The organism is Promicromonospora kroppenstedtii, assembly GCF_044389675.1.
In the GTDB taxonomy this organism is placed as follows: domain Bacteria; phylum Actinomycetota; class Actinomycetes; order Actinomycetales; family Cellulomonadaceae; genus Promicromonospora; species Promicromonospora kroppenstedtii.
Map to the genome: position 1 here is coordinate 47,463 of NZ_JBIRYI010000007.1, position 25,864 is coordinate 73,326.

Here is a 25,864-nt window from a genome sequence, read left to right on the forward strand (position 1 = left end):
CGCTCTGGGAGGACGACGATCGATGAAGATCAGCCGCGACCTGACCGACTGGACCGTCACCGCGACGGGTGGCCCCGTCCCGGCGGACCTCGCCGGGGTCCCCGTGCCCGCGACGGTCCCGGGCACGAGCCATACCGCCCTGCTGGAGCAGGGGCTCGTCCCCGACCCGTACCTCGGCACCAACGAGACCGCCCTGGCCTGGATGAAGCGCGCCACCTGGCGGTACGCGACGGTGCTGGACGAGCCCGCGGCCGCGGACGACGAGCGTGTCGACCTCGTCTTCGAGGGCATCGACACGGTGGCCGGCGTCGTCGTCGACACGGATGTGGAACAGTCCGCCGTCGGCCAGGGGCGGATCGAGCTGGGCCGCACCGCCAACATGCACCGGTCCTACCGGTACGACGTGCGCGAGCTCGTCGGCGCGCCGGCGAACCTGATCGTCGACCTCGACTCCGCGCTCGAGACGGCCGAGGCCGAGGCGGAGCGCCTCGGCGCGCGGCCGATGGCGTACGACCAGCCGTTCAACATGGTGCGCAAGATGGCCTGCTCGTTCGGCTGGGACTGGGGCCCCGACCTGCAGACGGCCGGCCTGTGGAAGCCCGTCCGGGTGGAGCGCTGGCGCGTGGCCCGGATCGCGCGCGTGACGCCGCTCGCCACGCTGGCCGACGACGGCACGGGGCTCGTCGACGTGCGCGTCGAGATCGAGACGTCCGGACTGGCCGAGGCCGGGCCGCTCGTCGTCGACGTCTCCGTCGGGGACCGCGGCGTGACGACCGGCGTGCCGGCCGGCTGGGCCGGCGGCGTCCTGGACGTCCGGGTGGAGGCGGGCGACGTCGACCTGTGGTGGCCCGTGGGCCACGGCGAGCAGCCGCTCTACCCGATCGAGGTGGCCGTCCACGCGGGCGACGGCGAGGACCGCTCCGACCCGCTGGACCTCTGGTCCGGCCGGGTCGCGTTCCGTACGGTCGAGCTGGACCGGGAGCGCGACGAGCACGGCACGAGCTTCGTGTTCCGCATCAACGGCAAGCCGGTCTTCGCACGCGGGGCCAACTGGATCCCCGACGACCATCTGCTGACCCGCATCACCCGCGAGCGCCTCGAGGAGCGTGTGGACCAGGCGCTCGGTGCGAACCTGAACCTGCTGCGCGTGTGGGGCGGCGGCATCTACGAGTCGGACGACTTCTACGACGTCTGCGACGAGAAGGGCGTCATGGTCTGGCAGGACATCCTGCTGGCCTGCGCCGCGTACCCCGAGGAGGACCCGCACTGGGGCGAGCTCGAGGCCGAGGTGCGGGAGAACGCGTCCCGGCTCGCGCCGCACCCGTCGCTGGTGCTGTGGAACGGCGGCAACGAGAACATCTGGGGCCACGAGGACTGGGGCTGGAAGGAGTCGCTGGGCGATCTGACGTGGGGCGCCGGCTACTACTACGAGCTGTTCCCGAGGATCCTGGCCGAGGTGGACCCGACCCGCCCGTACTCGGACGGGTCGCCCTACTCCCCCGGCTTCACGCCCGAGCAGGTGCACCCCAACGACCCCGACCACGGCACGCACCACCAGTGGGACGTGTGGAACCGGGTCGACTACATGCACTACCGCGACGACGTGCCGCGGTTCTCGTCGGAGTTCGGCTTCCAGGGCCCGGCGACCTGGGCGACCTCCCGGCGCGCGATCCTCCCGGACAGCGCTGACGTGCCCGACGGCTTCAAGGAGTCCGAGGTCTTCCTGCTGCACCAGAAGGCCGCCGACGGCAACGGCAAGCTGGACCGCGGCCTGGCCCCGCACCTGGGTGTGCCCCACGGCTTCGTCGACTGGCACTGGGCCACGCAGCTCAACCAGGCGCGCGCGATCCAGTACGCCGTGGAGCACTACCGGTCGTGGTGGCCGCGTACCGCGGGCGCGATCGTGTGGCAGCTCAACGACTGCTGGCCGGTCACGTCCTGGGCCGCCGTCGACGGCGACGGCCGGCGCAAGCCCCTCTGGTACACGATGCGGCACGCGTTCGCCGACCGGCTCGTCACGGTGCAGCCGCGGTCCGGCGGGCTGGTCGCGGCCCTGGTCAACGACACCGACGAGCCCTGGGCCGGGCAGCTCGGCGCGGCCCGGACCACGCTGGCCGGCGAGGTGCTGGCGGCGTCGGGCGGCGAGGTGACCGTGGCGCCGCGCTCGGTGGCGCTGGTCCCTCTGGAGGGGTCCGTGGTGGCCGTCGCCGACGCCGCGCGCGAGGTGCTGGTCGTGACGCTGGGCGCCGAGCGCGGGCTGCACCGGTGGGCCGAGAGCAAGGACCTCGCCCTGGACGCCGCGCCGCTGCAGACCGCGGTGACCGGCCAGGACGACGGCTACCGCGTGGAGGTGACGGCGACGTCGCTGGCGCTCGGCGTCACCCTGCTGGCCGACCGGCTCGATCCCGACGCCCAGGTGGACGAGCAGGTGGTCGACCTCCCGGCGGGGGCGACCGCGGTGTTCCACGTGACGACCACCCAGGACCTCGACGTCACGGCGCTGGTGTCCCGGCCGGTGCTGCGCACGGAGAACGACCTCGTGGCGCGCTGACGACCTCACCCGCGCCGGCGGGACGAGACCCGATCCGATGTCAGAGACCGCGCGTACGGTGTGGTCCAGGGGGCGAAGGGACACGCCATGAACAGGTTCGACGAGGTATCCAGCTGGTCCGTGCTGCGCCGTGACGGGGTCGCCGTGGTCGTGGCCCATCCCGAGCGCGGGCTGCCCCTGGTGCTGCACTGGGGCGCCGACCTGGGCGAGCTCACGCCCGCGGACCTGCACGGGCTCGACGCGGCCACGAGCCGGCAGACGGCACCGGGCACGCTCGACGCCGCGTGGCGCCCCTCGCTGCTGCCGCAGGAGTCGGACGGCTGGGCGGGCCGCCCGGGTCTGCTGGTGGCGGCCGGCGGCATCTCGCTCTACCCGCGGTGGGCCGTCACGGAGACCGAGCGGGACCCCACCTCCCTGCTGGTCACGGCGCGCGACGGCGACCTGGGGCTCACTCTGCGCACGCACCTGGAGATCGGGGCGGGCGGGCTGGTGCTGCTGTGGCACGAGCTGACGAACGACGGACCGGAGCCGGTCGACGTGCACTGGCTCGAGGCACTGCTGCCCGTGCCACGGTCCGCGGACCACCTCACGCAGTTCACCGGCCGCTGGTCCCGCGAGAAGTCGCCGGTGACCACGGAGCTGCCCGGCGGCAGCACGGTGCGGCAGACCCGCCGCGGCCGCTCGGGTCACGACGCGCCCTGGGTGACCGTGGCGTCGTCGGGCGAGCCGCGCAACCGGACCGGTGAGGCCTGGGCCACCCACCTGGGGTGGAGCGCCGACGTGACCCACCGCGTGGACCACCTCACCGAGCACGCCACGCTCCTCGGGGCGGGCGAGCTGGTGCGGCCGGGCGAGGTCCGGCTGACGCCGGGCGAGGCGTACCGCACGCCGGTCGCGTACTTCTCCTGGTCGTCGCGGGGCCTGGACGGCGTCGCGGACCGGTTCCACACCTGGATGCGGGCGCGGCCCCAGCACGTGACCGGCCCGCGTCCCCTGGTGCTGAACACGTGGGAGGCCGTGTACTTCGACCACTCGCCGGCCAAGCTGGAGCGGCTGGCGCGTCGCGCCGCCGCGGTGGGCGTGGAGCGGTTCGTGCTCGACGACGGCTGGTTCCACTCCCGGCGCGACGACACCACCGGGCTGGGCGACTGGGTCGTGGACCGCGACGTGTGGCCCGACGGCCTGGGTCCGCTCGCCGGGCTGGTCCACGAGCTGGGCATGGAGTTCGGGCTCTGGTTCGAGCCCGAGATGGTCAACCTCGACTCCGACCTGGCCCGCGCGCACCCGGAGTGGATCCTGTCCAACACGGCCGCCGTGCCGTCGCCGGACGGGCTGTCGTTCCGCACGCAGTACGTGCTGGACCTCGCGGTGCCGGAGGCGTGGGAGCACGTGCGCGGCCAGATCTCGGCCCTGGTGACCGAGCTGGGCATCGACTTCATCAAGTGGGACCACAACCGCGACCTCGCCGAGCCCGTGCACGTCGGGCCCGACGGCGTCGGGCGGCCGGGCACGCACCTGCAGACGCGTGCCGCGTACGCGCTGATCGCGCGCCTCAAGGCAGACCACCCGGGGCTGGAGATCGAGTCGTGCTCCTCCGGCGGCGCACGCACCGACCTGGGCATCCTGGAGCTCACCGACCGCGTGTGGGCGTCCGACTCCAACGACCCGGTCGAGCGCCAGGACATCCAGCGGTGGACCTCGCTCGTGCTGCCGCCCGAGCTGATCGGGGCGCACGTCGGCCCGTCGCCGGCGCACTCGTCGGGCCGCACCACGGACCTCTCCTACCGGGTGGCCACGGCGCTCCAGGGCCATGCAGGGTTCGAGTGGGACCTGCTGACCTGCACGGACGCCGAGCTGGTGGCTGTCACGGCGTACGCGACGCTCTACAAGGAGCTCCGGTCGCTGGTGCACACCGGCACCGTGGTGCACGGCGACCCGGTGGACCCGGCGCTGCGGGTCACGGGCTTCGTGTCCCCCGACCGCACGCAGGGCGTGTGGACCGTGGCGACCGTGGCCGCACCCCGGGACGCCCTGACCGAGCGGGTGCGGCTGGACGGGCTCGACCCGGCCCGGCGGTACAGCGTGCGAGTGCGCGACGAGGTGGGGTCGGCCAGGTGGATGGGCGGGATCACACCGGGCTGGCTGGGCAAGGAGGCCATGGACCTCCCCGGGTCGGTGCTGAGCGGCATCGGGCTCCAGCTGCCCACCCTGTGGCCCATGCAGGCCCTGATCATCCAGGCGACGGCGCTCCCGGACGACTGACGGAAGCAGGGTGGGCCGGGACCTCGCGGTCCCGGCCCACCCTGGTCGCTCCGCAGGCGCGCGGCGCCCGTCAGCTGCCGAGCGCGCCCTTGCGACGCAGCACGATCAGCGTGACGCCACCGCCGACGAGGGCCAGGGCGATGAGCGTGAAGCCGATGACGGTGCTCGCACCCGTCGCCGCGAGCTCTTCGGTCGCGTCGCCCGCGGGGGCCGGCGTGGCGCCCTCTGCCTCACCGGGAGCGGGGGACTCCTCAGCCGGCTCGCCGCCGTCGACCGGCTCCACGCCCGGCTCGGTCGGCTCCGTACCCGGCTCCGACGGCTCCGTACCCGGCTCCGACGGCTCGGTGCCCGGCTCCTCGCCCGGCACGCTGGGCTCCGGCGTCGGCTCGGCCTTGACCGTCTCGAGCGTGTAGTGGCTGATGTCCTTGCCGGACGAGTGCGAGATGGTCACCTGGGTCGCGGGCGGGTCCACCTCGACGAACTCCGGGCCCAGCCCCTGGTTGGCCGAGCCGGCCTTCACGCAGTAGCCGGTGATCAGGTAGCCGTCGGGCGCGGTGACCACGAGGGTCTTGTGGTCACCCTGGACGTCCACCTTCCCGTCCTTCGGGCAGGTGGCGTCACCGGTGGTCGCGACGGGGGCCACGACGACGGGCGCGGCGAACGCGGCGGCCGAGGGAACCATGAGTCCGGCGACGAGGAGCGCGGTGGCTCCCAGGACGGTCGTCTTGCGCACTGAGCGCTCCTTCGAGAACGGGTCGGTCACATGTCCGACATCGGGCACGACCCTCGGAGCCTAGCGACAATGACATGAATCGCCAATATCCCGTTATCTCAGCAAAATGTCTTACAAGTCTTTTCTTGCTCCCTACCTACCTTTGCCCTTTTTCTTCCCTTTGGGCGCAGGCCGGGCGCCCTTGCCCCGCTGTCCGCCTGCACGACCCCCGGCGTTGCCCCCGCTCCGGCCCGCGGCAGACCGCGAGCCGGCGCCGCCGGAGGCCTTTCTCGGGGATTTCTTCACCCCCGCACGGTCGGCTGACCCGCCCGCGGCAGCCGCCTGGGCACGGCCCGTGGACGGCGCACCCCGGCCGCGCGAGCTGTTGACCGTGCGCCCCCGGACGATGCCGATCAGCTCCTCGACCAGGTCGGTGGTGCGGTCGATCGGCCAGACCAGGCCCACCGGCGCCATCGGCCCGTCGGAGAGCGGGCGGTACGTCACGTCCTTGCGCCGGTGCAGGCGCGCGAGCGACATCGGCAGCACCGCGACACCCACGTTCGCGGCGACGGTCGCGACGACGTCGGCCGTGGTCGGCAGCCGGTCCAGCGGGTTGCCGTCCGGGTCGGCCGGCACGACACCGGGCACCGGGCGGCCGGTGAAGAGGACGTCGTCACCGGGCACCCAGACGGGGTCCTGCGCGATGTCGGCGGCCGCGACCGCCTCGTCGTCGGCCAGCGCGGCGAGCAGGTGGTCCCGCGAGAAGCAGACCACCGACGTCTCCTCGTACAGCGGGATCGCGGAGAACACGTCCTTGTCCACGGGCAGACGACCGATCGCGGCGTCCGCGTCACCCGCCGCCAGCGCCGCGAGGACGTCGGCCGACTCGACCTGGACCAGGTCGAGGGGCACGTCGGGCAGACGCTCGCGCCACACGCCCGCCCACTTGCCCGGCGTCGCGCCGGGCACGTAGGCGAGACGGAACCGCGGGGCGTCGGGGTCGCCGTCGGGCGCGCCCGGTTCAACAGGGGTGGGGACGTCGGCGAGGTCGTCGCCCGGGGCGGGCGGTCCGACGTCGGGCACGGGCTGGCTCACGCCCCCAGGCTACGGGCCGCGGGGTGATCCCGGCGGCCACCCGCCCCGCGTCGACGGGGGCCCGGGCGCGCGAGCGGCGAGGATCACGCCCGCCATGGAGAGCGTGGCGGGCGCACGCCGATACCCTGGGAACATGAGTTCCTCCTTCGCCTCGCAGCGGTTCAAGCCGTCCAACGCCGCCAAGCGACTCGGCGTCTACCTGCCTGCCACGCCGCAGGAGTTCCAGGACACCCCGATCTCGCGCGCTGAGCTCGAGGAGCTGGAGACCAACCCGCCCGAGTGGCTGGCCGAGCTGCGCCGCAACGGACCGCACCCGCGCCCCGTCGTGGCGGGGCGACTCGGCATCTCGATCGCGGGCCTGGCCCGTGGCGGCGTCACCGAGCCGCTGACCACCGAGCAGATCAACGAGCTGCGCGACAACCCGCCGGAGTGGCTGGCCCAGGAGCGGCAGACCGCCGCGCAGGTGCGGGCCGAGGAGGAGCGCGTCGAGGAGGCCCGCAAGGCCGCCGAGAAGAAGGCCCGCTCCGCCCGGTGAGCCCCGAGGTGGACGCCGTCCTCGCCCGGCTCGTGCCGCACCCCGAGGACGGCTCGCGCGCCGACGGCCCGGTCGCGGTCGACGCGACCGACCGGCTGCTGCTCGACGAGGCCAGGGCGCTCATCCAGGAGCATCCCCGCGACGTGGTGGTGATCGGCGACCGGTTCGGGGCGCTCACCCTGGGCGCACTCGCGTCCGGCGCCCTGCGGGTCCGCACGCACCAGGACGCGATCACGGCCGAGGCCGCGCTCGAGGCCAACGTGAGGCACGCACACCGCACGCTGCGGGCCGCGCACGCGCAGGCGTCCGCCGACGTGCCCGTCCGGCACGAGCCGGCCGGGATGGGCCTGACCCGGCACGACCGCCTCGAACCCAGCCTGTTCGCCGGCGCCCGCACCGTGCTGCTCCAGCTCCCGACGTCGCTGGCCGAGCTCACCGAGATCGCCGAGCACGTGGCCCGGTACGCCGACCCGTCCGTCACGCTGCTCGCCGGCGGCCGCGTCAAGCACATGACGCACGCGATGAACGACGTGCTGGGCGCGTCGTTCGCGCAGGTGGGCGCCTCGCTCGCCCGGCAGAAGTCGCGGCTGCTGATCGCGCGGGAGCCACGGTCCGGCGTCGGGCCGCTCACCTACCCCGTGACCGCCCGGCTCACCGACCCGGAGATCCTGGCGGCGATCGAGCCGACCGGGCCGGGCACCGGGAACGGCGCCCCCGACGGCCTCACGGTCGTCGCGCACGGCGCCGCGTTCGCGGGCGCGACCCTGGACCACGGCACGCGCTTCCTCCTGGCCCAGGCCCACCGCTGGCCTCACCTGCCAGACGGGCCGGTCACCCCGGTGACCGGTACGTCTGACGCGGCCGGCGCCCCAACCACTCCCGCGCCCGGCATGGACGCGCACCCGGTCGCCGTCGACCTCGGGAGCGGCACCGGCATCCTCGCCACCGTCCTGGGTCTGCGGTACCCGAACGCGCACGTGCTCGCCTCCGACCGGAGCGCGGCCGCCTGCGCCTCGACCCGGGCCACGCTCGCCGCGAACGGCGTCCGCGCGGCAGGTGTCGTGCGGGACGACGCCGGTGCCCTGCTGCCGATCCCGGACGGCTCGGCCGACCTCGTGCTGCTCAACCCGCCCTTTCACGACCGGGCCGCGCTGAGCACCGACGCGGCCCACCGGATGTTCGCCACCGCGGGCCGCGTCCTGCGCGACGGAGGCGAGCTGTGGACCGTCTTCAACACGCCGCTGCACTACCGGCGCGCGCTGGAACGCGCCGTCGGGCCCACCGAGCACGTGGCCCAGGATCCCCGCTTCACGGTGACCCGGAGCGTGCGGAAACTACTTACCGACATGTCAGTGACCGGCGGTTAGCCTGGCTGGGCGCTCGACCGGGCGCACCCGCACGGCAGCACGCCCGGCCTCGGCCGGCCTGCCCCGAGCACGTAAGGAACTGTCGATGAGGACACTTCGCACCACCCTGCGCGGCGCCGCCGTCGCGGCGGTCGCCGCATCGCTCGCCGCGGGAGCCGCGGTCACGGCGCTGCCCGCCACCGCCGCCCCGGCCACCGCCGCCGAGGGCAGGGCCATGGCAAAGGCCTCCGCGACGAAGCCGGACAAGCCCGGCAAGCACAAGCCGACCAAGCCCAAGACGCCCAAACCGAAGAAGGCGGCCGCCGACCCCGACTTCGGCCCCAACGTCACCTTCATCGACGAGACCTGGACCGCCGACGAGATCAACGCGTTCCTCGACACGGTGAACGACGAGGCGGAGTTCAGCCTCGACCGGCACCAGGTCTTCTTCGAGCCCGGCACCTACGGGAGCGCCGCGGGCCAGGACGACCCGGCGACGGCCACCGGCATCGTCAACGCCCACGTGGGCTACTACGAGTCGATCGCGGGCCTCGGCGCGCAGCCCGACGACGTCCACATCAACGGCGCCCTGCACGTGGAGCCCGTGGTGGGCTGCCCGAACGAGCCCTGGGCCTGCGCCGACCCCGGCTCGCTGACCCGCTTCTGGCGGTCGATCTCCAACATGGGCATCAACCCGATCCAGCGTCCGGTCGGCGAGGACGCGGCCCTGCCGTACCCCGCGGGCGTGACCGAGCCGCACCAGATGCGGTTCGCCGTCTCGCAGGCGGCGCCCATGCGCCGCATGGACATCCAGGGCGACCTGACGATCTTCGGCCGGTACGGCGAGTTCGCCTCGGGCGGCTACCTCGCGAACTCGCGCGTGTCCGGCACCATCGTGTCCGGCTCCCAGCAGCAGTGGTTCACCCGCAACTCCGAGGTGGGCGCCTGGGACGGCGGCGTCTGGAACATGGTCTTCTCCGGCGTCCAGGGCGCCCCTGCCACCAACTTCGGCCAGCCGGTGGGCGACAACGTCGGTGTGACGACGTCCGTCGGCTCCACGCCGGTCAGCCGTGAGGCCCCGTTCCTGTACCGGGACGACGCCGGCGAGCTGTCGGTGTTCGTTCCGAACGCGAAGACCGACAGCAGCGGGACCGACTGGTCCACCGGGCCGGACGCCGGCCGGTCGATCGGGATCTCCGACTTCTATGTCGCCAAGGCGGGGACGGACGACGCCGCGTCGATCAACGCGGCGCTGGCCGACGGCAAGAACCTCGTCCTGACGCCGGGCGTGTACGAGCTCGACGCGCCGCTGGCCGTCGACCGCGCCGACACCGTCGTACTCGGCCTGGGCTACGCCTCGCTCACCCCGACCGCCGGTAACGCCGTCCTCGAGATCGGCGACGTGGCGGGCGTCAAGATCGCCGGCATCACCGCCGACGCCAACGTCCCCGAGTCGGAGACACTCATCCAGGTCGGCCCGCAGGGCGCCACCGTCTCCGACGCCGCGGACCCGACCACGCTGACCGACGTCTTCGTCCGCGTGGGCGGCCCCTGGGCGGGCAAGGCCGTCACCTCCATCGAGGTGAACAGCCCCGACACGCTCCTGGACCACATCTGGGCCTGGCGCGGTGACCACGGCAACGGCATCGGCTGGGACGTCAACACCGGTGCCCACGGCGTCGTCGTCAACGGTGACCGCGTCACCGCGACGGGCCTGTTCGTGGAGCACTACCAGGAGGAGCAGACCATCTGGAACGGCGAGGACGGTCAGACGCTCTTCTACCAGAACGAGATCCCGTACGACGTGCCCAACCAGGCCGCGTGGATGGACGGCGACCGCCTCGGCTACGCCGCCTACCGCGTCGCCGACGACGTGCAGAACCACTCCGCGATCGGCACCGGCACGTACTCGTTCTTCAACCAGGGCCAGGACATCCGCCTGGAGTCCGGCATCCAGGCGCCCGACGCACCCGGCGTGACGTTCCGGTCGCTGACCGCCGTGTTCCTCAACGGCTCGGGCGGCATCAACCACGTCATCAACGGCACCGGTGGCGCGGTCCAGCAGGGTACGCAGCGGACGCAGGTGGTCAGCTACCCGTAACCCCGCTCAAACCAAGACCGCTGAGTGCGGGGTATTTGTTGGGCCAACGCCTGTTGGCCCAACAAATACCCCGCACTCAGCGGTTTCGGGTCAGGTCACTTGACGTCGACGACGTCCACCACGAAGACCAGGGTGTCACCGCCACCGATACCGGCCTGCGGCACGCCGCGCGCACCGTAGCCGTGCTCCGGCGGGATCGAGAGCAGCAGGCGCGAGCCGACGTTCTGGCCGACCATGCCCTTGTCCCAGCCACCGATGACGGCGCCGACGCCGATCGGGAAGTCGATGGTGGTGCCGCGGTCGTAGGAGTTGTCGAACACGTGGCCGCCCCAGGTCTGGCCCAGGTAGTTCACCACGATGGTGCGGCCGGACTCGACGACCGGCCCGTTGCCCTCGGAGAGCACCTGCACCTGCAGGCCGGAGGGCGCGCCGCCCTCGGGGAAGGTCAGCTCCGGCTTGTCGCCGAAGGACCCGGAGGCGGTAGGAAGCGTGGTCACGAGGATTGCCTCTCGCTCGGGATGACGTCGGCTGCCCGACGTCGGGTACCCGACCACCCTATGCGGCCACCACCGCTGCCCGCGAAGCGACGGCGGCCTGGCGCAGCGCCTCCAGCGCGGCGATCGCGGGCGGGGTGTGGGCCACGGCGTCCTGCAGGACGGCGTAGATCGAGCGCACAGGAGTGGGCCGCACCACCGGCACCGCCACGGTGCCCGCCGGGAGCTGTACCGCGCCGAGCTCCGGCAGCACCGTCATGCCGATCCCGGCGTCGACGAACGCCACGGCCGTCGGGTAGTCGTGCGCCTCGACGTGGAAGGTGGGACTGAACCCCGCCGCGGTGCACGCCTCCAGGAGGTTGCGGCGGCACCAGCCGCGCGCGAAGTCGTTGTCCACCCACGACTCGTCGGCCAGCTCGGCGAGCTCGATCTCCGCACGCCCGGCGAAGGGGTGGCTGCGCGGCAGCACGGCGACGTACGGGTCGTCCAGCAGGTGGTGGGCGGTGAACCCGCTACCCGCTTCGAACCCGGTCTGGGCCACGGCGACCTGCAGGTCGGCCCGGTCCTCCGTCTTGTCCGGGATGTGCTCGGCGAGCTCCAGGTCGAGGCGCACGCCCGGGAAGCTCGTCGTGATCACGCGGACCACGTCGGGCAGCCAGGCCGAGCCGACGGAGGCGAAGTAGGCGATCGAGAGCGAGCCGGTCCGGCCGGCACGCAGGTCGGCCACCATGGACTCGGCCTCGCCGAGCCGTTCGAGCACCCCGTCGGCCTGCGCGGCCAGCGCGCGCCCGGCGGCCGTGGGCCGGATGCCGCGGCCGTGCCGCGCCAGCAGCTTGAGCCCGGTCTCGCGCTGGAGCGCGGAGACGTGCTGGCTGACGGCGGACGGCGTGTACCCGAGGTTCGCCGCCGCGGCGCCGATGGACCCGGACGCGACGACGGAGCGGAAGACGCGGAGGCGGTGGACGTCGAGCATGAGGCCACTGTACAGCGAGACTGAATCCAGATGAAGGAACAGTCGCTGGTGCTTCACGGTGCTCTCGGGCCAGGATCGCACCATGACCAACGCCACGGCCGATAGCCGCCAGACCTCGCCGCTCGCGCCGGGCAGAGTTCCGGGCATGAGCACCGCCGTCACCCCGTCGACCGCGACCCCGCCGGCCCCGGCCGCGACCCCGCCCGCCCAGGCGGCCCCGCCGTCGACGAACCGCTGGCTCGTCCCGGCCGCCGCCGCGGTCACCGTCGTCCTGTGGGGCTCCGCGTTCATCGGCATCCGGTCGGCCGGGTTCGACTACACGCCGGGCGCCCTCACCCTCGGCCGCATCCTCGTGGGCACGCTCGCGCTCACGGTCATCGCCGGCCTGGCCGGCAAGCTCCGGCTGCCGCGGGGCCGGGCGCTGGTGGGTGTCGCCGTCTGGGGCGTGCTGTGGTTCGGGCTGTACAACCTCGCCCTCAACGCGGCCGAGCGCACGCTCGACGCCGGCACCGCCTCCCTGCTGGTGGGCCTCGCACCGATCCTCATCGCGGTGTTCGCCGGGATCTCGCTCGGCGAGGGCTTCCCCGCGCGGCTCCTGGCCGGCATCGGCATCGCGTTCGCGGGCGTGGCCGGTATCGCACTGGCCACCTCCAGCGGCGCCTCCGACGTGGTCAGCGTGCTCCTCGGGCTCGCGGCCGCCGTCGTCTACGCCGGGAGCACCATCCTGCAGAAGCGCCTGCTGCCGCAGGTCGACTCGCTGACCATGACCTGGCTGGGCTGCCTCGCCGGCACGATCGCGTGCCTGCCGTTCGCGCCGGTGCTCCTGGCGGAGGTCGCCGCGGCCCCGGCGTCCGCCACCCTGAGCGTCGTCTACCTGGGCGTCTTCCCCACCGCCATCGCGTTCGTGACCTGGGGCTATGCCCTCACGCGGACGACGGCGGGGCGGCTCGGCGCGGCGACCTACGCCGCCGCGCCGCTCGCGGTGCTCATGTCCTGGGCGCTGCTGGGCGAGGTGCCGACGCCGGTCGCGCTCGTGGGTGGCGGACTGTGCCTGACGGGCGTCCTGGTGGCCACGCTGCGCCTGCGCTGAATTCCGTTGGTGCACCGATTGACCACGTAAGATTGCGCTCGAGATGAGCGCCCCATGACAGCACCGAAGACGCCGCCCGGGCCGCGCGGCAGCGGCCGGGTGACGATCACCGACGTGGCCGCGCTGGCGGGCGTCTCGGCGGGTGCCGTGTCCAAGGTCTTCAACGGCAACGGCCGCATCTCGGAGGCCACCTCCGAGCGCATCCGCGAGGCCGCACGCAAGCTCAACTGGCGGCCCAGCGCGGCCGCGATCGCCCTGCGCACGGCCCGCGCGCAGGCGATCGGGCTGGTGCTGACGAGCGACAGCAAGGTACCCGGCGTCGGCGCCGGCAACATGGACTTCATCTCAGGCATCGAGTCGGTGCTGAGCCCGCGCGAGTACGGGCTGCTGCTCAACGTCTTCATCACCGGGCAGCACGACGAGGAGCACTTCTACCGCACGCTCGCCGAGCGGCAGCGGATGGACGGGATCATCCTCACCAACTCCCGGATCGGCGACACCCGGCCCGAGCTCATGTCGCGGCTCGGCCTCCCGGCGGTGCTCGTCGGCGCCCCGTGGGAGCCCGGCGCCATCGAGTACGTGGACGCCGACCCGCCGAGCGCGGGGATCGCGGAGACCGTGGACCACCTGGTGTCGCTGGGCCACGAGCGCGTCGCATTCATCAGCGGGCCCCGGCACTTCGTGCTCCCCGAGCTGCGCCGCGAGGCGTTCGTCCGGCGGCTGGCGGACCACGGGCTGCGCCCGCACGCCGTCGTGCCGGTCGAGTACTCGCCGGCCCGCGCGGCCGAGGAGACGACGGCGCTCCTGGCCGGTCACGTGCGGCCGACGGCGATCCTGTACGGCACCGACACCATGGCGATCGCGGGGATGCGCACCATCCAGGCGGCCGGGCTCCGGGTGCCCGACGACATCTCCGTCGTCGGCTTCGAGGGCCTCACGCTGGGCGAATGGGTGGACCCGCCGCTGACGACGGTCCAGCGGTTCGCGTTCCAGCGCGGGCGCGCGGCCGCGGCCAAGCTGCTGACGCTGCTGGGCGAGACCGTCGAGGAGCCCGTGCCGCTGGAGCAGCCGGCGCTGATCGTCCGCGGCTCGACCGGCCCCTGCCGCGGATGACCATGCACCTGCTGCCAGCACGTTCGTCGTCCTGGCAGCAGGTGCATGGTCATCCGGCGGGAGCCGTCCGGGCTACCAGGTGAGGCGGGCCGCCGCGAGCTCCTCGACCGGCGGCAGCGGCACCTCGGCCGTCCCCTCGGCGACCCGCGCCTCGGCGTCCGCCCACCCCCCGCCGGCCAGCACGCGGACCCGCAGCCGGTCCGCCGGGACCGGCCCGCCGGCGAGCGCCCCGACCCGGTCGAGGTCGAGCACGACCCGGAAGCCGTCGAGCGGCGAGACCGCCCGGCGCTGCCCGCGCATCATCATCGGGTCGGTCAGGTTCGCGGCGAGCACCGTGAACGACCGGTCGCCTACCCAGGTCGCCACGTCGAGCACGCCCCGGCCGCGCAGCTCGACCGCGCGCCGCCCGCCCAGCCCGCGGCGCACGAGGTTGTCCAGCAGCGTCAGGTGGTCGGCCTGGAGCGCCTGCCAGTACAGCTCGGCCACGTTGAAGCCGACCACGTCGACGCGACCCGCGCCGACCTCGCCGCCGAGCACCGCCGGGTCCGACGGCTCCGACCGCGGGTAGACCTCCTCCATCGGCAGGTCGGGATGGTCGGGCACGAACCGCCAGGACACGTCGATGCCACGAGCGCCGTCACCATTTGCCCAGCCGCCGGCCGAGCCGTCGGCCCCCGCCCCGTCCGGCAGCCCGAACCGCACCAGCCGGGTGCCGCCCACGACCCGCTGGGCGGCGCCGAAGCCGTCCTGCAGCGCGCCGCCGGGCTCGCGCTGCACGTAGTTGTTGCGCACGATCCCGCCGCGCCGCTCGACGACGTCGACCCCGAGCAGCTCCGTGACCAGTGCGCCGCGCATCACGGCGTCGGGTCCGGCGACGACGTCGGGCCCACCGCCCGTGAGCAGGAGCGCTCCCCCGCCCTCGGCGAACGCCCGCAGGGCGTCGGCGGCGGCCTCGTCGACCGTCGGCACCTCGGGCACGACGACGAGCCGCACGCCGGGCCGCGCCAGCGCCGCCAGGGACCCCGGCCCGACGTACTCGAACGGGACGCCGAGCTCTACGAGCGCCTGGTAGACGCCGGACGCGGCGTCGCGCACCGGGGCGGGTGCGCCGCGCTCGTCGGCGTCCCACACGAGCACCTCGGCGACGGGCCGCGACTCGGCGAGGTCGGCGGACACCGTCCGGTGGAGCCCGAAGGCCCGCTCGACGGCGGGGATCCAGCGGGGGTCGGGGATCCGGGCGGCGAACTTGGTGAACCAGGGGAACGCGCCGTGCACGAACCCGTCGACGATCCACCCGGTGGTCTCGACCGCCGCGTTGACCGAGTCCTTCCACCGGAAGTCGTGCGACTCCGGCCCCACGGACGTGATGAGCCCGACCGGCTTGCCCGGGTGCAGCGCCCGCACCCGCTTGGCGTCCCGGCCCGCCGCCCAGAGGGCCTCGCCGTCACCCCGCGCCTGGTGGTCCACCAGGAGGAACGGCACCGACCGCGCGACCCGCGGCTCCAGGTCGGCGGCCGTGAACGAGCCCAGGTTGGGCACGAACCGCACGGCCGGCGCCACGTCCTGCACGGCCCGGTCCCAGTGCGCCACGAGCTCGCTGAGCCGGGTCCGGCGCCAGGCGCGGTAGGCCGCCCAGGCCTCGCCGTCGGCGGGATCCGCCGAGGTCGGCAGCGAGCGCCCCGTCGCCGCCCGGAAGTCCGCCGCCGTCGACCCGGTGTACCCGGGGCCGTGCCCCTGCCACCGGTTGGCGAACAGCGCGTCGACGTCGTAGTCCCGCGCGATCTCGCGGAGCACCTCGGTGGTGAGCTCCCAGCTGTACCCGCCGAACGCGTCGGTGAGGTAGATGCCGGGCATGGCCCAGTGCTCCAGGAGGTCGCCGTCCTCGGTCCGTGCGATCCACTCGGGCCGCTGCTCGACGACGTCGCGGTGCACCGCGTGCGGGTCCACCCGGGCCATCACCGCCATCCCGCGCGAGCGGGCCAGGTCGACGACCTCGCCGAGCAGGTCCCGGTCGCCCAGGTAGGTGCTGCGATGGTGCAGCGGCACCTTGGTCGGGTAGTACGCGACGTAGCCGCCCGCACTGATGCAGACCGCGGTGGACGCCGTCCGCTCGATGACGTCGGCCCACTCGTCGAGGTCGAAGTCCAGCGGGTCGTTCTCCACGAAGGTGAGCTGGGTCCAGCGGTGGGTGCCGTCCAGTCCGGTGCGCGCAGCAGTCATTTGATTCCCGTCGTCGCGATGCCCTTGATGATGTAGCGCTGAGCGAAGATGAAGAACAGGACGATCGGCACCAGGGACAGCAGGGACATGGCGAACATCGTGCCGATGCCGCTCTGCGTCTCGGTGTCGACCAGCGACTTCAGCGCCACCGGGACCGTGTACAGCTCGGTCCGGGTCAGGTACAGCAGCGGGCCGAAGTAGTCGTTCCATGTCCAGATGAAGGTGAAGATCGTCGTGGTGATGAGCGCGGGCTGCATCAACGGCAGGATCACCGACCAGAAGATGCGGAAGGGTCCGGCGCCGTCGATCATCGCGGCCTGGTCGAGCTCACGCGGCAGCGACCGGATGAACTGCACCATCAGGAAGATGAACACGGCGTCCGTGGCCAGGAACTTGGGCAGCAGCAGCGGGATGTAGGTGTTGATCCAGCCCAGGTCCGCGAACAGGATGTACTGCGGGATCACCAGCACGTGGAACGGCAGCATGATCGTCATCAGGGTGAGCGCGAGGTACACCTTGCCCATCCGGAAGTTGAGCCGGGCCAGGGCGTAGGCCGTGAGCGAGCACGAGAACAGGTTGCCGAGCACGGAGCCGACGCCGATCAGCAGCGAGTTGCCCAGGAACAGGCTGAACGGGGAGCCGAGGGCGTCCCAGCCGTCGGCGTAGTTCTCCAGGGTGATCTCGCTGGGGAACAGCCCCGTCTGGGACAGGATCAGGTTGCTCGGCTTGAACGAGCTGACGACCATCCACAGCAGCGGATAGATCATGAGCAGCACGAACACGACGAGTACGACGTGCCGGGTGACCTGCCGCGGCACGGAGGTGGTGGGCGAGGCAGCCATCATTCGTCTCCGTAGTAGACCCAGCGCCGCGACACGATGAAGTTCGCGGCGGTCGCGGCGGCGATGACCAGGAGCAGCACCCACGCCATCGCGGACGCGTACCCCATGTCGAAGTTCACGAAGCCGCGCTGGTAGATGTACAGGGTGTAGAAGAGGGTCGAGTCGAGCGGCCCGCCGCTGCCTCCGCTGACCACGTGCGCATGCGTGAAGGCCTGGAAGGCGCTGATCATCTGCAGGATCAGGTTGAGGAAGATGATCGGCGTGAGCAGCGGGATGGTGATCGACCAGAACCGCCGCACGCGCCCGGCGCCGTCGATCATGGAGGCCTCGTAGAGCTCCTCGGGGATCTGCCGCAGCCCCGCCAGGAAGATCACCATCGGCGAGCCGAAGGTCCAGACGTTGAGCACCACCAGGGTGGACAGCGCCAGCGACGGGTCCTGCAGCCACGAGCCCAGCTCGATGCCGAACCAGCCCAGGACGTGGTTGACCAGGCCGTTCTCCCCGAAGATCTGCCGCCACAGGATCGCGATGGCCACGCTGCCGCCGAGCAGGGAGGGCAGGTAGAACGCGCTGCGGTACAGCGACAGGCCGCGCAGCCCCTTGTCGAGCACGACGGCGAGGAACAGCGCGAACCCGAGCTGCAACGGCACCGACACCAGCACGTAGACGAGCGTCACGCGGACGGCGGCCCAGAACCGTTCGTCGCCCGCCATCCGCACGAAGTTGTCGAGCCCGATGAACTGCGGCGTGCTCAGCAGGTCGTAGTCGGTGAAGGCCAGCACCAGGGACGCGACCAGGGGGCCGGCGGTGACGCCGACCATGCCGATCATCCACGGCAGCAGGAAGATGTGGGCCACCAGGCCCTGGCCGCGGGTGCCGCCCGACGCCTTGGTCCGGCCGCGCGGGGGCCTGCGCCCGGCGGCGCCGGACGATCCGGTGTCCCCGGAGGCCCCCGGCTCCTGGCGCCCGGTGTCCTTCGACGAGGTCAGGGTCATCATGCGCCCGCTATCTCGCCCTCGACGGCCTCGACGAAGGCCGCCGCGGCATCGGGCACGCGCTTCTGGCCGAGCGTGACCTCCTCGAGCTCGCGGATCATGAGGTCACGCCAGCTGCCCGAACCGGCCGGCGCCTCGAACCGCGGGCGCTGCTCCGTCCCGGCGATCTCGCGGGTGATGGCGATGACCTTCTGCTCGTCGGGCGTGGCGTCGGGCTCGTACGCGTCGAGCAGCTCCGCGTTGGGCGGCGCGCCGGCCGACAGTCCGACCAGGCTCAGCAGCTCTGGCGAGTTGAGGTTGAAGCTCATCAGCGAGGCGGCCGCCGCCACCCGGTCGTCCGGCACGCCCGAGTACATGGCGAACCGGCTGTAGTAGGTGAAGTGGTAGCCCGCCGCGGCGTCCTCGGCGGCCGGCACATCGCGCTGGTCGAACACGTAGTCGGGGAACGCCTGGGCGTCGTCGACGATGTGGTTGGAGTTGGCGAAGGTGAGCAGCACCTTGTCGCCCACCTGGGACCAGGAGGGCTCGATGCCGTCCTGCTCGCTCACGCTCGTCGTCGCGCCCGCCAGCCGCAGCTTCTCCCACCAGTCGATCCAGGCGGCGACGCCGTCGACGCTCGCCCCGAGGGTGCCGTCCTCGGTCCACAGGTCCTCGCCGCGCTGGCGCAGGAACGACTCGAACGGCATGTCGTGGTACGGGCCGTAGGTGGTGCCCTTGCGGCCGCCGGCGTTGTTCTTCGCGTAGTCGACGAGCAGCTCGGCCAGGCCGTCCCAGCTGAGCTGGTCGGGCAGCGTCACCCCGTCCTCCTCCTGGAACGTCGTGTTCCAGCGCACCACCGGGCTGAAGATCGACTTGGGCAGGGTGTCGAGCTTCCCGCCGAGCTTGAAGGTCTCGACCTGGTCCGCGCCGAACGCGGAGAGGTCCAGGCCCTCGACGCCGTCGAGGTCGCGGTACAGCCCGGCGTCGCGGTAGGTCAGCACGGCGGGTGACGGGATCCAGAAGACGTCGGGCACGTCGCGCGCCGCCATCTGGGTGGTCATGCGCTCCTGGTACGCGTCGTAGTCGCCGAACTCCGGGGCGACCTTGATCTCGGGGTGCTCCGCGGTGAACGCGTCGAGCGCCGCCAGGTAGGCGCGCTGCCGGTCGGAGCCGCCCCACCAGGCGAAGCGGACCGAGTCGCCGCCCCCGGAGGAGCCGGCCGACGAGCAGCCGGCGAGGGACATGGCGGCGACCGAGAGCGCCCCCATCCCCGTCCACGTGAGGAACGACCGGCGAGTGAGGTCTGACATGGTGTCCTTCTTTCAGTACGTCGTTGTACGGAGTGTCGTGCCGGGACAGGCGGGGTCAGGGCAGGCGCCCGACGTCGACGACGTTGCGCAGCGGGCGCCGCGCGAGCCATCGGTCCAGGTTGTCGAGGAAGATCGCCGTGCCGCGGTCCGCGGTGGCGGTCGTCGTGGCCCCGTTGTGCGGGGTGACGACGGTACGTGGCAGGTCCCACACGGGTGAGTCGGGTGGCAGCGGCTCGGTGGCGTGGGCGTCCAGGCCGGCCCCGGCGATCACGCCGTCGCGGACGGCGGTGACCAGGTCGGCCTCGCGCACGATCCCGCCCCGCGACACCACCACGAGGTGCCCCTGCGGGCCCAGCGCGCGCAGCGTCCGCGGGCCGATCGCGCCCGCCGTCTGGTCGGTGAGCGGCGCCGCCACGACCAGGAAGTCGCTGACCGCGGCCAGCTCGTCGACCGCCTCCGGGGGCAGCATGCGGTCCACCGGGTCGCCGGGTTCCGCGGGACGACGACGCAGTCCCACCACGCGCATGCCGAACGCCCGGGCCCGCACCGCGAGCTCGCGCCCGACGTTGCCGTAGCCGTAGACGCCGACGGTGCGGCCGGACAGCTCGTCGTGCGTGAACCGTTCCCAGCGGTGCGCCCGCTGGGCCTCGCCCCAGCGCAGCGCCTGGCGGCTGAGCATCAGCATGAGCATGAGCGCCTGCTCGGCGAGCGGGATCGCCCCGTTGCCCGCTGACGACGTCACGGTCACCGTGTCCGTGCCGGTGCTTGCCCGACGGCGCAGCGCGGGCCCGACGTCGGACTCGACTCCCGCGGCCCACGAGTGCACCCAGCCCAGGTGCGGCATGGCCGCGACCTCGGCGTCGGTGAACCGGCCCGTCGCCACGGTCGCGGAGCGCAGCGCCTCGGCGTCGTCCGCGGTCGCGACGACGACGTCGGGATGCGCGGCGCGCACCCGCTCCACGACCCGCTCGGCCTGGCCGCCCCGGACCACCACCACCTCAGGCACGGGATCCCCTCTCGCTCGCCGGGGCGCCGTCGGTGCCGGGGCCGCCGTCGGCGATCACGACCACCTCGAACCCGGCCACCGTGGCGACCCGGACCAGCAGGTCGGCTCCGTCGTCCGCCGCCGTGGCCTCGCCCGCGAGCGCCCGTGCGGGCCGGCCCGCGAGCCCGGTCGCGCGCAGCACGACGTCGTGCACGGGCACCGCGGGGCCGTACCCGTTGCCGCGCTGGCCGGAATGGTTCAGCAGGTGCACCACGAGCCCCGCCGCCGAGCGTCCGACGACGACCTCGACCTGCTCCGGCGCCTCGACGACGACCGGCAGCCGGCCGCCCGGCCGGTCGCGGAGCCGTTCGACGACGAGGTCGACCACGACGTCGCGCAGCCGGGTGAGCCGGGTGTCCTGGTAGGCCGTGCCCACCACCCAGGGGAGCTGGACCACCGTACCGGCGCCGTGCCGGCGTTCCCCGCAGACGGGCTCGGTGCCCGGTACGTGACCGTAGGCCTTCTCCGGCGGGCCGTACGGGGCGTGCTCGACGAGGGGGTACCGCGTCGCGGCGTCCGCCCGCCAGGTCACCCGGTGGTGGCGGCCGTGCCGCGGCACGAGCAGCGCGCCCTCGACCGAGGAGGCGTCGTCGAGCTGGACGTAGCTCGACTTCAGGAGGTCGCGGTCGGTGTCGACGGTGGTCTGCGCCAGCGCCGGGAACCAGTCGACCACCGCCCCGTCGGGCCCGATGCCGCTGCGGCCGGTGGCCACGATCGAGCCGCCGTCCCGGACGAACCGGTCGAGGGCGGCGACGGCACCGTCGGACAGGGAGGGCAGGTCGGGCAGCACGAGCACCCGGAAGCGCTCGGGCAGGGCCACGGACTCCAGCGCCCCTGCGGGCACGACGTCGAAGGGCACGTGCCGTTCGACCAGGCCGGCCAGCAGTCCCCGGTGCTCTGCGGTGCCGGTGCCGTACCGGCCGTCGTCGTCCAGCGGGTCGGGACGGACCAGGCCCACCTCGGCCGCGGGCGCGAGTCCGGTGTAGTCGAGCCGGTGGTCGCGGTGGAACCGCGTGACCTCGGCGGCCGCGGACAGGCCGCCGTAGGCGATCCGGCCGGTGGGCCCCATGATGTAGGTCGACGGGTTGGCGCCGCGCGAGATCGCCTGGGCGAGGTACTGGCCGAGCATCTCGGGCTGCTCGTCGGCGAGCCGGTACGGCATGTCCCAGAACGCGACGGCATTGACCAGCACGGGCTTGCCGGGGCGCGCCGACCGCAGGGCGCTGACCGCCTCGCCGGTGGCGTACGGCCACAGGGTGCGCCCGATCGCGTTGTTCGCCTCGTGGAACAGCACGTCGGCCGCCGTGCCCAGGATGAGCCCCGCGTCGGGGCGGAGTGCCGCGATGTGGGCCCGGACCCGGGCGGTGAGGGTCTCGATCGTGGCGGCGGCGTACCCGCGCCACTGCCGGTACCCCTCGTCGCCCGCGCGGTCCGGCAGCCGGTCGAGCCCGGTGTGCTCCCGGAAGCCGGTGACGCATGCGGCGCAGTGGCACACGCCGTGCACGCGGCCGGCGTAGTCCACCTCGTTGAAGCCGAACCAGTTGAAGAAGAACCCGTCCACGTCGTAGCGGCCCAGCACCTCGTCGAGCACGTCGAAGAGGCGTTCCTGCTGGTAGCCCGCGCTGGGGCAGACGCTGACCAGGCCCTCGAACTCCTGGCGCGCGCCGGTCGGGGAGACGTAGAGCCACTCCGGGTGCGCGTCCGCGATCGCCGGCGCGACCTTGGAGAAGTCCATCCGCGCGAGCAGCCGCACGCCCCGGCGCCGAGCGGCGGCCAGCGCGTCCCCGACGAGGTCGCCGCTCGCCCGGCCGGCCAGGTAGGGGTTGGCGGTCTGGAAGTCGAGCCGGGTCGGGTAGTGGGAGAGGATGCCGCCCACGTTGAGCAGCCAGACGTTCGCGCCGTGCTCCTCGACGGCGTCCAGCGTGCGCTCGACGTCGAGGTCCGCGTCGATCTCGCGGAGGTTGGTCTGGAACACCCCGAACGGCTGGTCCCACCAGCCGGGCCGCACCTGCTCGCCGGTGCCCGGGCGCTGGGTGGTCAGGCTCATCGGTCCACCGCCCCGTTCAGCTCGCGGGCCAGGGCCACCAGCGCCGAGTGGTCGAGGCCGCCGTCCCCGCGCAGCACGAGCGACTGGACCAGCCGCCCGACGACGGCCGTCACGGGCAGCACCGCCCCGCGGGCCCGCGCGGCGTCCTCGACGATGCCCAGGTCCTTGTGGTGCAGAGCGACGCGGAAGCCCGGTTCGAAGTCGCCGGCGAGCACGCCGTCGGCCTTGCGGTCGAGCACGGTGCTGCCGCCGAGCCCGCGGGCGATCACGGAGAGCGCCGTGGCGACGTCGGCGTCGTGGGCCTCCAGGAACACGACGGCCTCGGCGAGCGCCTGGAGGTGCGTGGCGACGACGAGCTGGTTGGCGGCCTTGACCACCTGCCCGCCGCCCGCGTCACCGACCCGCACCACGGTGGTCCCCATGGCCCCGAGCAGCTCGCGCCAGCGCTCGAACGCGGCGACCGGCCCGCCGACCATGATCGAGAGCGTGCCCTCGCGCGCCCCGGCCTCCCCGCCCGAGACGGGCGCGTCGAGCGCGTCGTGGCCCGCCGCGGCGAACCGCTCCGCGATCTCGCGCGCGGCGCCGGGCTCGATGGTGCTCATGTCGATGTAGGCGCCCGCCGGCGCGAGGTGCTCGAGCACACCGTCCGGGCCGAGCGCGACGGTCCGGACGTCCGGGGTGTCGGGGAGCATCGTGAGCACGACGTCGGCGCCCCGGACCGCCTCCGGCACGCTCTCGACGACCGGCACCCCGAGCCCGGCCGCTGTCGCGCGGCCCGCACCGCCCCGGCTGTACGCCCGCACCTCGTGCCCGGCGCGGACGAGGTTGGCCGCCATCGGCCGCCCCATGACGCCCAGCCCGACAAAGCCCACGACTGCCATATGACCGAACTCCCTCGTTCGATGATCTAACGATTGATCAGGTCGATCCGGCTTGCGGATCAACCCTGGCTTCAGGAAGGGTATTTCGATATACCTGTCGTGGTCAATGCCCCGAGATCGGAGAGTTCCATGCCCAGGTTCGCCGCCAACGTCTCCCTCCTGTTCGGCGAGGTGCCGCTGTCCGAGCGGTTCGCTCGCGCCCGCGCCGCCGGGTTCGAGGCGGTGGAGTGCTGGTGGCCGTTCGCCGACCCGGACCCGTCGGCGGCACAGGTGGCAGTCTTCGTGAGCGCGCTGGAGGCCGCCGACGTGCGGCTGACCGGGATCAACCTGTTCGCCGGGGACATGCCGGCCGGCGAGCGCGGCGTCGTCTCCCATCCCGGCCGCACCGACGAGCTGACGGCGAACCTCGCGATCGTCCGGACCATCGTCGAGGCGACCGGCTGCACCCGGGTCAACGCGCTCTACGGGCAGCGCCTGCCCGGCGTCCCGGCCGCCACCCAGGACAGGAGCGCCACGCTCAACCTGCGCCGCGCGGTGGACACGCTCGGCGACGTCGGCGCGACGGTGCTGGTCGAGCCCCTGACCGACGGTGAGAACGGCGACTACCCGGTGCGCACCCTGGAGGACGCGCTCGCAGTGGCCGACCGGGTGGGCACCGGCGCCGCCGTGCTCTTCGACGCCTACCACCTGCACAACAACGGCGCCGACGTGGTGGCGGACGTCGCGCGGGTGATCGACGCCGTCGGCCACGTCCAGGTGGCCGACTCCCCCGGCCGCGGCGAACCGGGCACGGGCACGATCGACTTCGCGTCCTTCTTCCGCACGCTGGACGCGTCGGGCTACACGGGCTGGGTGGGCTGCGAGTACCGCCCCACGGCCGAGACGGAACAGACCCTCGCCTGGCGACCGTGACCGGCTCCCTGGCCCGCCGAAGGGCGGGTCAGGGGGCCGGGAGCGCCGCGGCCTTCGACTCCAGGACCGTACGTTCCGCCGTGTTGCCGCACAGCTCGGCCGCACGGAGGTACTCGCCGCGGGCCTCCGCGGTGCGGCCGAGCCGGGACAGCAGCTCGCCACGCACACCGGGCAGCAGGTGCGACCCGGCCAGCGCGCCCTGCTCGACCAGGCCGTCCACGACGCGCAGCCCGAGGTCGGGTCCGTGCGCCATCGCGACGGCCACGGCCCGGTTCAGGTCCACCACCGGAGAGGGCGCGATGCGGCCCAGCGCCTCGTAGAGCAGCACGATCCGCTCCCAGTCGGTCTCCGGCACGGACCGGGCCACCGCGTGACACTCCGCGATCCCCGCCTGGAGCGCGTACGCACCCATGCCCTCGGGCCCCACGGCGCGGCGCAGCGCCGCCCGGCCGCGAGTGATCGCCGCCCGGTCCCAGCGCCGCCGGTCCTGGTCCTCCAGCAGGATCGGCTCCCCCGACGGCCCCGTCCGGGCCGGGAACCGCGCGGAGGTGAGCTCCAGCAGCGCGAGCAGCCCGAACGACTCGGGCTCCGGGGCGAGCCGGGTGAGCACGCGGGTCAGGCGCACGGCCTCGCGCGCCAGGTCGTGCCGGATCCAGTCCTCGCCCGACGTCGCCGACGAGCCCTCCGTGAAGATCACGTACAGCACGCCCCGCACCGATGAGAGCCGGGCGGCCCGGTCGGCGCCGTCGGGCACCTCGAACGGGACCTGCGCCGCCGCGATCGTCTTCTTGGCGCGCGTGATGCGCGCCTGGACGGTCGCGACCGGCACGAGGAACGCACGTGCGATCTCGTCGCTGGTCAGGCCGCCCACCACGCGCAGGGTCAGCGCGATGCGTGCCTCCCGCGACAGCACGGGGTGGCACGAGACGAACATGAGGGCGAGCATGTCGTCGTCGATCAGGTCGGGGTCGAGCAGCGCCGGCTCGGCGCCCGGGTCGCCCGCTCCGGCGCCTGGCCCGGGCGCCGTCGGGCCGCCCACCGCGACCTCGCCCTCGGCGAGGCCGTGCGCGAGCGCCGCGTAGCGCTCGTCCCGCCCGGTCCGACGGCGGTAGGCGTCGATCGCGCGGCGCCGCGCCGTCGCGATGAGCCAGGCCGCCGGGTCCCGCGGCGTGCCGTCGCGCGGCCAGGAGACGAGCGCCTCCGCGAGCGCCTCCTGGGCCACGTCCTCGGCGAGCTCGAAGTCCCGCGTGTAGCGGGTCAGGGCGCCGACGATGCGCGCCGACTCGATCCGCCAGACCGCCTCGACGGCCCGGCGGGCGGCGTCGTCGTCCATCGCTGCTCCCTCCCCGCCCCTTCGCTAC

General features: G+C 73.4%; 20 protein-coding genes. 8 read left to right on the forward strand and 12 right to left on the reverse strand.

Annotated elements, in window-relative coordinates:
* The first annotated feature begins 22 nt into the window (after positions 1-22).
* Positions 23-2,551, forward strand: a complete 2,529-nt coding sequence (locus tag ACH47X_RS12540; protein ID WP_397404700.1) for a glycoside hydrolase family 2 protein — start codon at positions 23-25, stop codon at positions 2,549-2,551.
* Positions 2,552-2,638: 87 nt separating this feature from the next.
* Positions 2,639-4,813 (forward strand): alpha-galactosidase, encoded by a 2,175-nt coding sequence (locus ACH47X_RS12545; protein WP_397404702.1) that lies wholly within the window; start codon positions 2,639-2,641, stop codon positions 4,811-4,813.
* A 70-nt stretch (positions 4,814-4,883) separates the two neighbouring features.
* Here the strand turns inward: ACH47X_RS12545 and ACH47X_RS12550 are convergent, their stop codons facing one another.
* Positions 4,884-5,546, reverse strand: coding sequence for an LPXTG cell wall anchor domain-containing protein (locus ACH47X_RS12550; RefSeq protein WP_397404704.1), 663 nt, complete (start codon positions 5,544-5,546; stop codon positions 4,884-4,886).
* A 132-nt stretch (positions 5,547-5,678) separates the two neighbouring features.
* Complete coding sequence (locus tag ACH47X_RS12555) at positions 5,679-6,620, reverse strand: LysR substrate-binding domain-containing protein (RefSeq protein WP_397404706.1); 942 nt, start codon at positions 6,618-6,620, stop codon at positions 5,679-5,681.
* A gap of 133 nt (positions 6,621-6,753) precedes the next feature.
* Here ACH47X_RS12555 and ACH47X_RS12560 point away from each other — a divergent pair, with 133 nt between their 5' ends.
* From ACH47X_RS12560 to ACH47X_RS12570, 3 genes are all read left to right on the forward strand, one after another.
* On the forward strand, positions 6,754-7,155 hold the full coding sequence (locus ACH47X_RS12560; RefSeq protein WP_020017032.1) for a DUF5997 family protein: 402 nt from the start codon (positions 6,754-6,756) through the stop codon (positions 7,153-7,155).
* Positions 7,152-8,522 carry a class I SAM-dependent methyltransferase gene (locus ACH47X_RS12565; RefSeq protein ID WP_397404709.1) on the forward strand — a complete coding sequence of 457 codons (1,371 nt, stop codon included), beginning with the start codon at positions 7,152-7,154 and terminating at the stop codon, positions 8,520-8,522. Before ACH47X_RS12560 ends, ACH47X_RS12565 begins: the two co-directional genes overlap by 4 nt.
* 85 nt (positions 8,523-8,607) lie before the next feature.
* Positions 8,608-10,602 carry an adenylyl cyclase gene (locus tag ACH47X_RS12570; RefSeq protein WP_397404711.1) on the forward strand — a complete coding sequence of 665 codons (1,995 nt, stop codon included), beginning with the start codon at positions 8,608-8,610 and terminating at the stop codon, positions 10,600-10,602.
* Positions 10,603-10,697: 95 nt separating this feature from the next.
* On the opposite strand, the gene ACH47X_RS12575 is transcribed toward ACH47X_RS12570, so the two are convergent.
* Both ACH47X_RS12575 and ACH47X_RS12580 read right to left on the reverse strand, forming a co-directional pair.
* Entirely contained in the window at positions 10,698-11,099 is a 402-nt protein-coding gene (locus ACH47X_RS12575; protein WP_020017035.1) for an FKBP-type peptidyl-prolyl cis-trans isomerase, read from the reverse strand.
* Positions 11,100-11,157: 58 nt separating this feature from the next.
* The gene (locus tag ACH47X_RS12580) at positions 11,158-12,069 is read right to left on the reverse strand and encodes a LysR family transcriptional regulator (protein WP_397404713.1); all 912 of its coding nucleotides are present in this window, start codon (positions 12,067-12,069) and stop codon (positions 11,158-11,160) included.
* A gap of 82 nt (positions 12,070-12,151) precedes the next feature.
* Here ACH47X_RS12580 and ACH47X_RS12585 point away from each other — a divergent pair, with 82 nt between their 5' ends.
* Both ACH47X_RS12585 and ACH47X_RS12590 read left to right on the forward strand, forming a co-directional pair.
* A complete protein-coding gene (locus tag ACH47X_RS12585) occupies positions 12,152-13,159 on the forward strand; it encodes a DMT family transporter (protein WP_397404715.1) in 1,008 nt (335 codons plus the stop codon).
* A 54-nt stretch (positions 13,160-13,213) separates the two neighbouring features.
* Positions 13,214-14,272, forward strand: a complete 1,059-nt coding sequence (locus ACH47X_RS12590) for a LacI family DNA-binding transcriptional regulator (protein WP_397404717.1) — start codon at positions 13,214-13,216, stop codon at positions 14,270-14,272.
* A gap of 72 nt (positions 14,273-14,344) precedes the next feature.
* On the opposite strand, the gene ACH47X_RS12595 is transcribed toward ACH47X_RS12590, so the two are convergent.
* The 7 genes from ACH47X_RS12595 to ACH47X_RS12625 are packed head-to-tail and all read right to left on the reverse strand — an operon-like array spanning position 14,345 to position 23,591.
* A complete protein-coding gene (locus ACH47X_RS12595; RefSeq protein WP_397404719.1) occupies positions 14,345-16,492 on the reverse strand; it encodes a family 10 glycosylhydrolase in 2,148 nt (715 codons plus the stop codon).
* Positions 16,489-17,334, reverse strand: a complete 846-nt coding sequence (locus ACH47X_RS12600; protein ID WP_036965060.1) for a carbohydrate ABC transporter permease — start codon at positions 17,332-17,334, stop codon at positions 16,489-16,491. The genes ACH47X_RS12595 and ACH47X_RS12600 overlap by 4 nt, the downstream gene beginning before the upstream one ends.
* Positions 17,334-18,329: a carbohydrate ABC transporter permease gene (locus ACH47X_RS12605; protein ID WP_397405136.1), complete on the reverse strand. Its 996-nt coding sequence runs from the start codon at positions 18,327-18,329 to the stop codon at positions 17,334-17,336. Before ACH47X_RS12605 ends, ACH47X_RS12600 begins: the two co-directional genes overlap by 1 nt.
* Positions 18,329-19,618 carry an ABC transporter substrate-binding protein gene (locus ACH47X_RS12610; RefSeq protein WP_397404723.1) on the reverse strand — a complete coding sequence of 430 codons (1,290 nt, stop codon included), beginning with the start codon at positions 19,616-19,618 and terminating at the stop codon, positions 18,329-18,331. Before ACH47X_RS12610 ends, ACH47X_RS12605 begins: the two co-directional genes overlap by 1 nt.
* A gap of 55 nt (positions 19,619-19,673) precedes the next feature.
* Positions 19,674-20,624, reverse strand: coding sequence for a D-2-hydroxyacid dehydrogenase (locus ACH47X_RS12615; protein WP_397404725.1), 951 nt, complete (start codon positions 20,622-20,624; stop codon positions 19,674-19,676).
* Entirely contained in the window at positions 20,617-22,710 is a 2,094-nt protein-coding gene (locus ACH47X_RS12620) for a beta-galactosidase trimerization domain-containing protein (RefSeq protein ID WP_397404727.1), read from the reverse strand. Before ACH47X_RS12620 ends, ACH47X_RS12615 begins: the two co-directional genes overlap by 8 nt.
* On the reverse strand, positions 22,707-23,591 hold the full coding sequence (locus ACH47X_RS12625) for an NAD(P)-dependent oxidoreductase (RefSeq protein WP_397404729.1): 885 nt from the start codon (positions 23,589-23,591) through the stop codon (positions 22,707-22,709). The genes ACH47X_RS12620 and ACH47X_RS12625 overlap by 4 nt, the downstream gene beginning before the upstream one ends.
* 129 nt (positions 23,592-23,720) lie before the next feature.
* Between ACH47X_RS12625 and ACH47X_RS12630 the strand changes: the two genes are divergently transcribed.
* Entirely contained in the window at positions 23,721-24,503 is a 783-nt protein-coding gene (locus ACH47X_RS12630) for a hydroxypyruvate isomerase family protein (RefSeq protein ID WP_397404731.1), read from the forward strand.
* A 28-nt stretch (positions 24,504-24,531) separates the two neighbouring features.
* On the opposite strand, the gene ACH47X_RS12635 is transcribed toward ACH47X_RS12630, so the two are convergent.
* Positions 24,532-25,836 carry an RNA polymerase sigma factor gene (locus ACH47X_RS12635; RefSeq protein ID WP_397404733.1) on the reverse strand — a complete coding sequence of 435 codons (1,305 nt, stop codon included), beginning with the start codon at positions 25,834-25,836 and terminating at the stop codon, positions 24,532-24,534.
* Between the last annotated feature and the right edge of the window lie 28 nt (positions 25,837-25,864).

Coding starts and splice junctions, on each gene's coding strand:
- ACH47X_RS12600 (WP_036965060.1), bottom strand. CDS start 17,334: ATGGCTGCCTCGCCCACCACCTCCGTGCCGCGGCAGGTCACCCGGCAC.
- ACH47X_RS12590 (WP_397404717.1), top strand. CDS start 13,214: ATGACAGCACCGAAGACGCCGCCCGGGCCGCGCGGCAGCGGCCGGGTG.
- ACH47X_RS12570 (WP_397404711.1), top strand. CDS start 8,608: ATGAGGACACTTCGCACCACCCTGCGCGGCGCCGCCGTCGCGGCGGTC.
- ACH47X_RS12560 (WP_020017032.1), top strand. CDS start 6,754: ATGAGTTCCTCCTTCGCCTCGCAGCGGTTCAAGCCGTCCAACGCCGCC.
- ACH47X_RS12580 (WP_397404713.1), bottom strand. CDS start 12,069: ATGCTCGACGTCCACCGCCTCCGCGTCTTCCGCTCCGTCGTCGCGTCC.
- ACH47X_RS12605 (WP_397405136.1), bottom strand. CDS start 18,329: ATGACCCTGACCTCGTCGAAGGACACCGGGCGCCAGGAGCCGGGGGCC.
- ACH47X_RS12635 (WP_397404733.1), bottom strand. CDS start 25,836: ATGGACGACGACGCCGCCCGCCGGGCCGTCGAGGCGGTCTGGCGGATC.
- ACH47X_RS12630 (WP_397404731.1), top strand. CDS start 23,721: ATGCCCAGGTTCGCCGCCAACGTCTCCCTCCTGTTCGGCGAGGTGCCG.
- ACH47X_RS12610 (WP_397404723.1), bottom strand. CDS start 19,618: ATGTCAGACCTCACTCGCCGGTCGTTCCTCACGTGGACGGGGATGGGG.
- ACH47X_RS12595 (WP_397404719.1), bottom strand. CDS start 16,492: ATGACTGCTGCGCGCACCGGACTGGACGGCACCCACCGCTGGACCCAG.
- ACH47X_RS12585 (WP_397404715.1), top strand. CDS start 12,152: ATGACCAACGCCACGGCCGATAGCCGCCAGACCTCGCCGCTCGCGCCG.
- ACH47X_RS12620 (WP_397404727.1), bottom strand. CDS start 22,710: ATGAGCCTGACCACCCAGCGCCCGGGCACCGGCGAGCAGGTGCGGCCC.
- ACH47X_RS12545 (WP_397404702.1), top strand. CDS start 2,639: ATGAACAGGTTCGACGAGGTATCCAGCTGGTCCGTGCTGCGCCGTGAC.
- ACH47X_RS12540 (WP_397404700.1), top strand. CDS start 23: ATGAAGATCAGCCGCGACCTGACCGACTGGACCGTCACCGCGACGGGT.
- ACH47X_RS12625 (WP_397404729.1), bottom strand. CDS start 23,591: ATGGCAGTCGTGGGCTTTGTCGGGCTGGGCGTCATGGGGCGGCCGATG.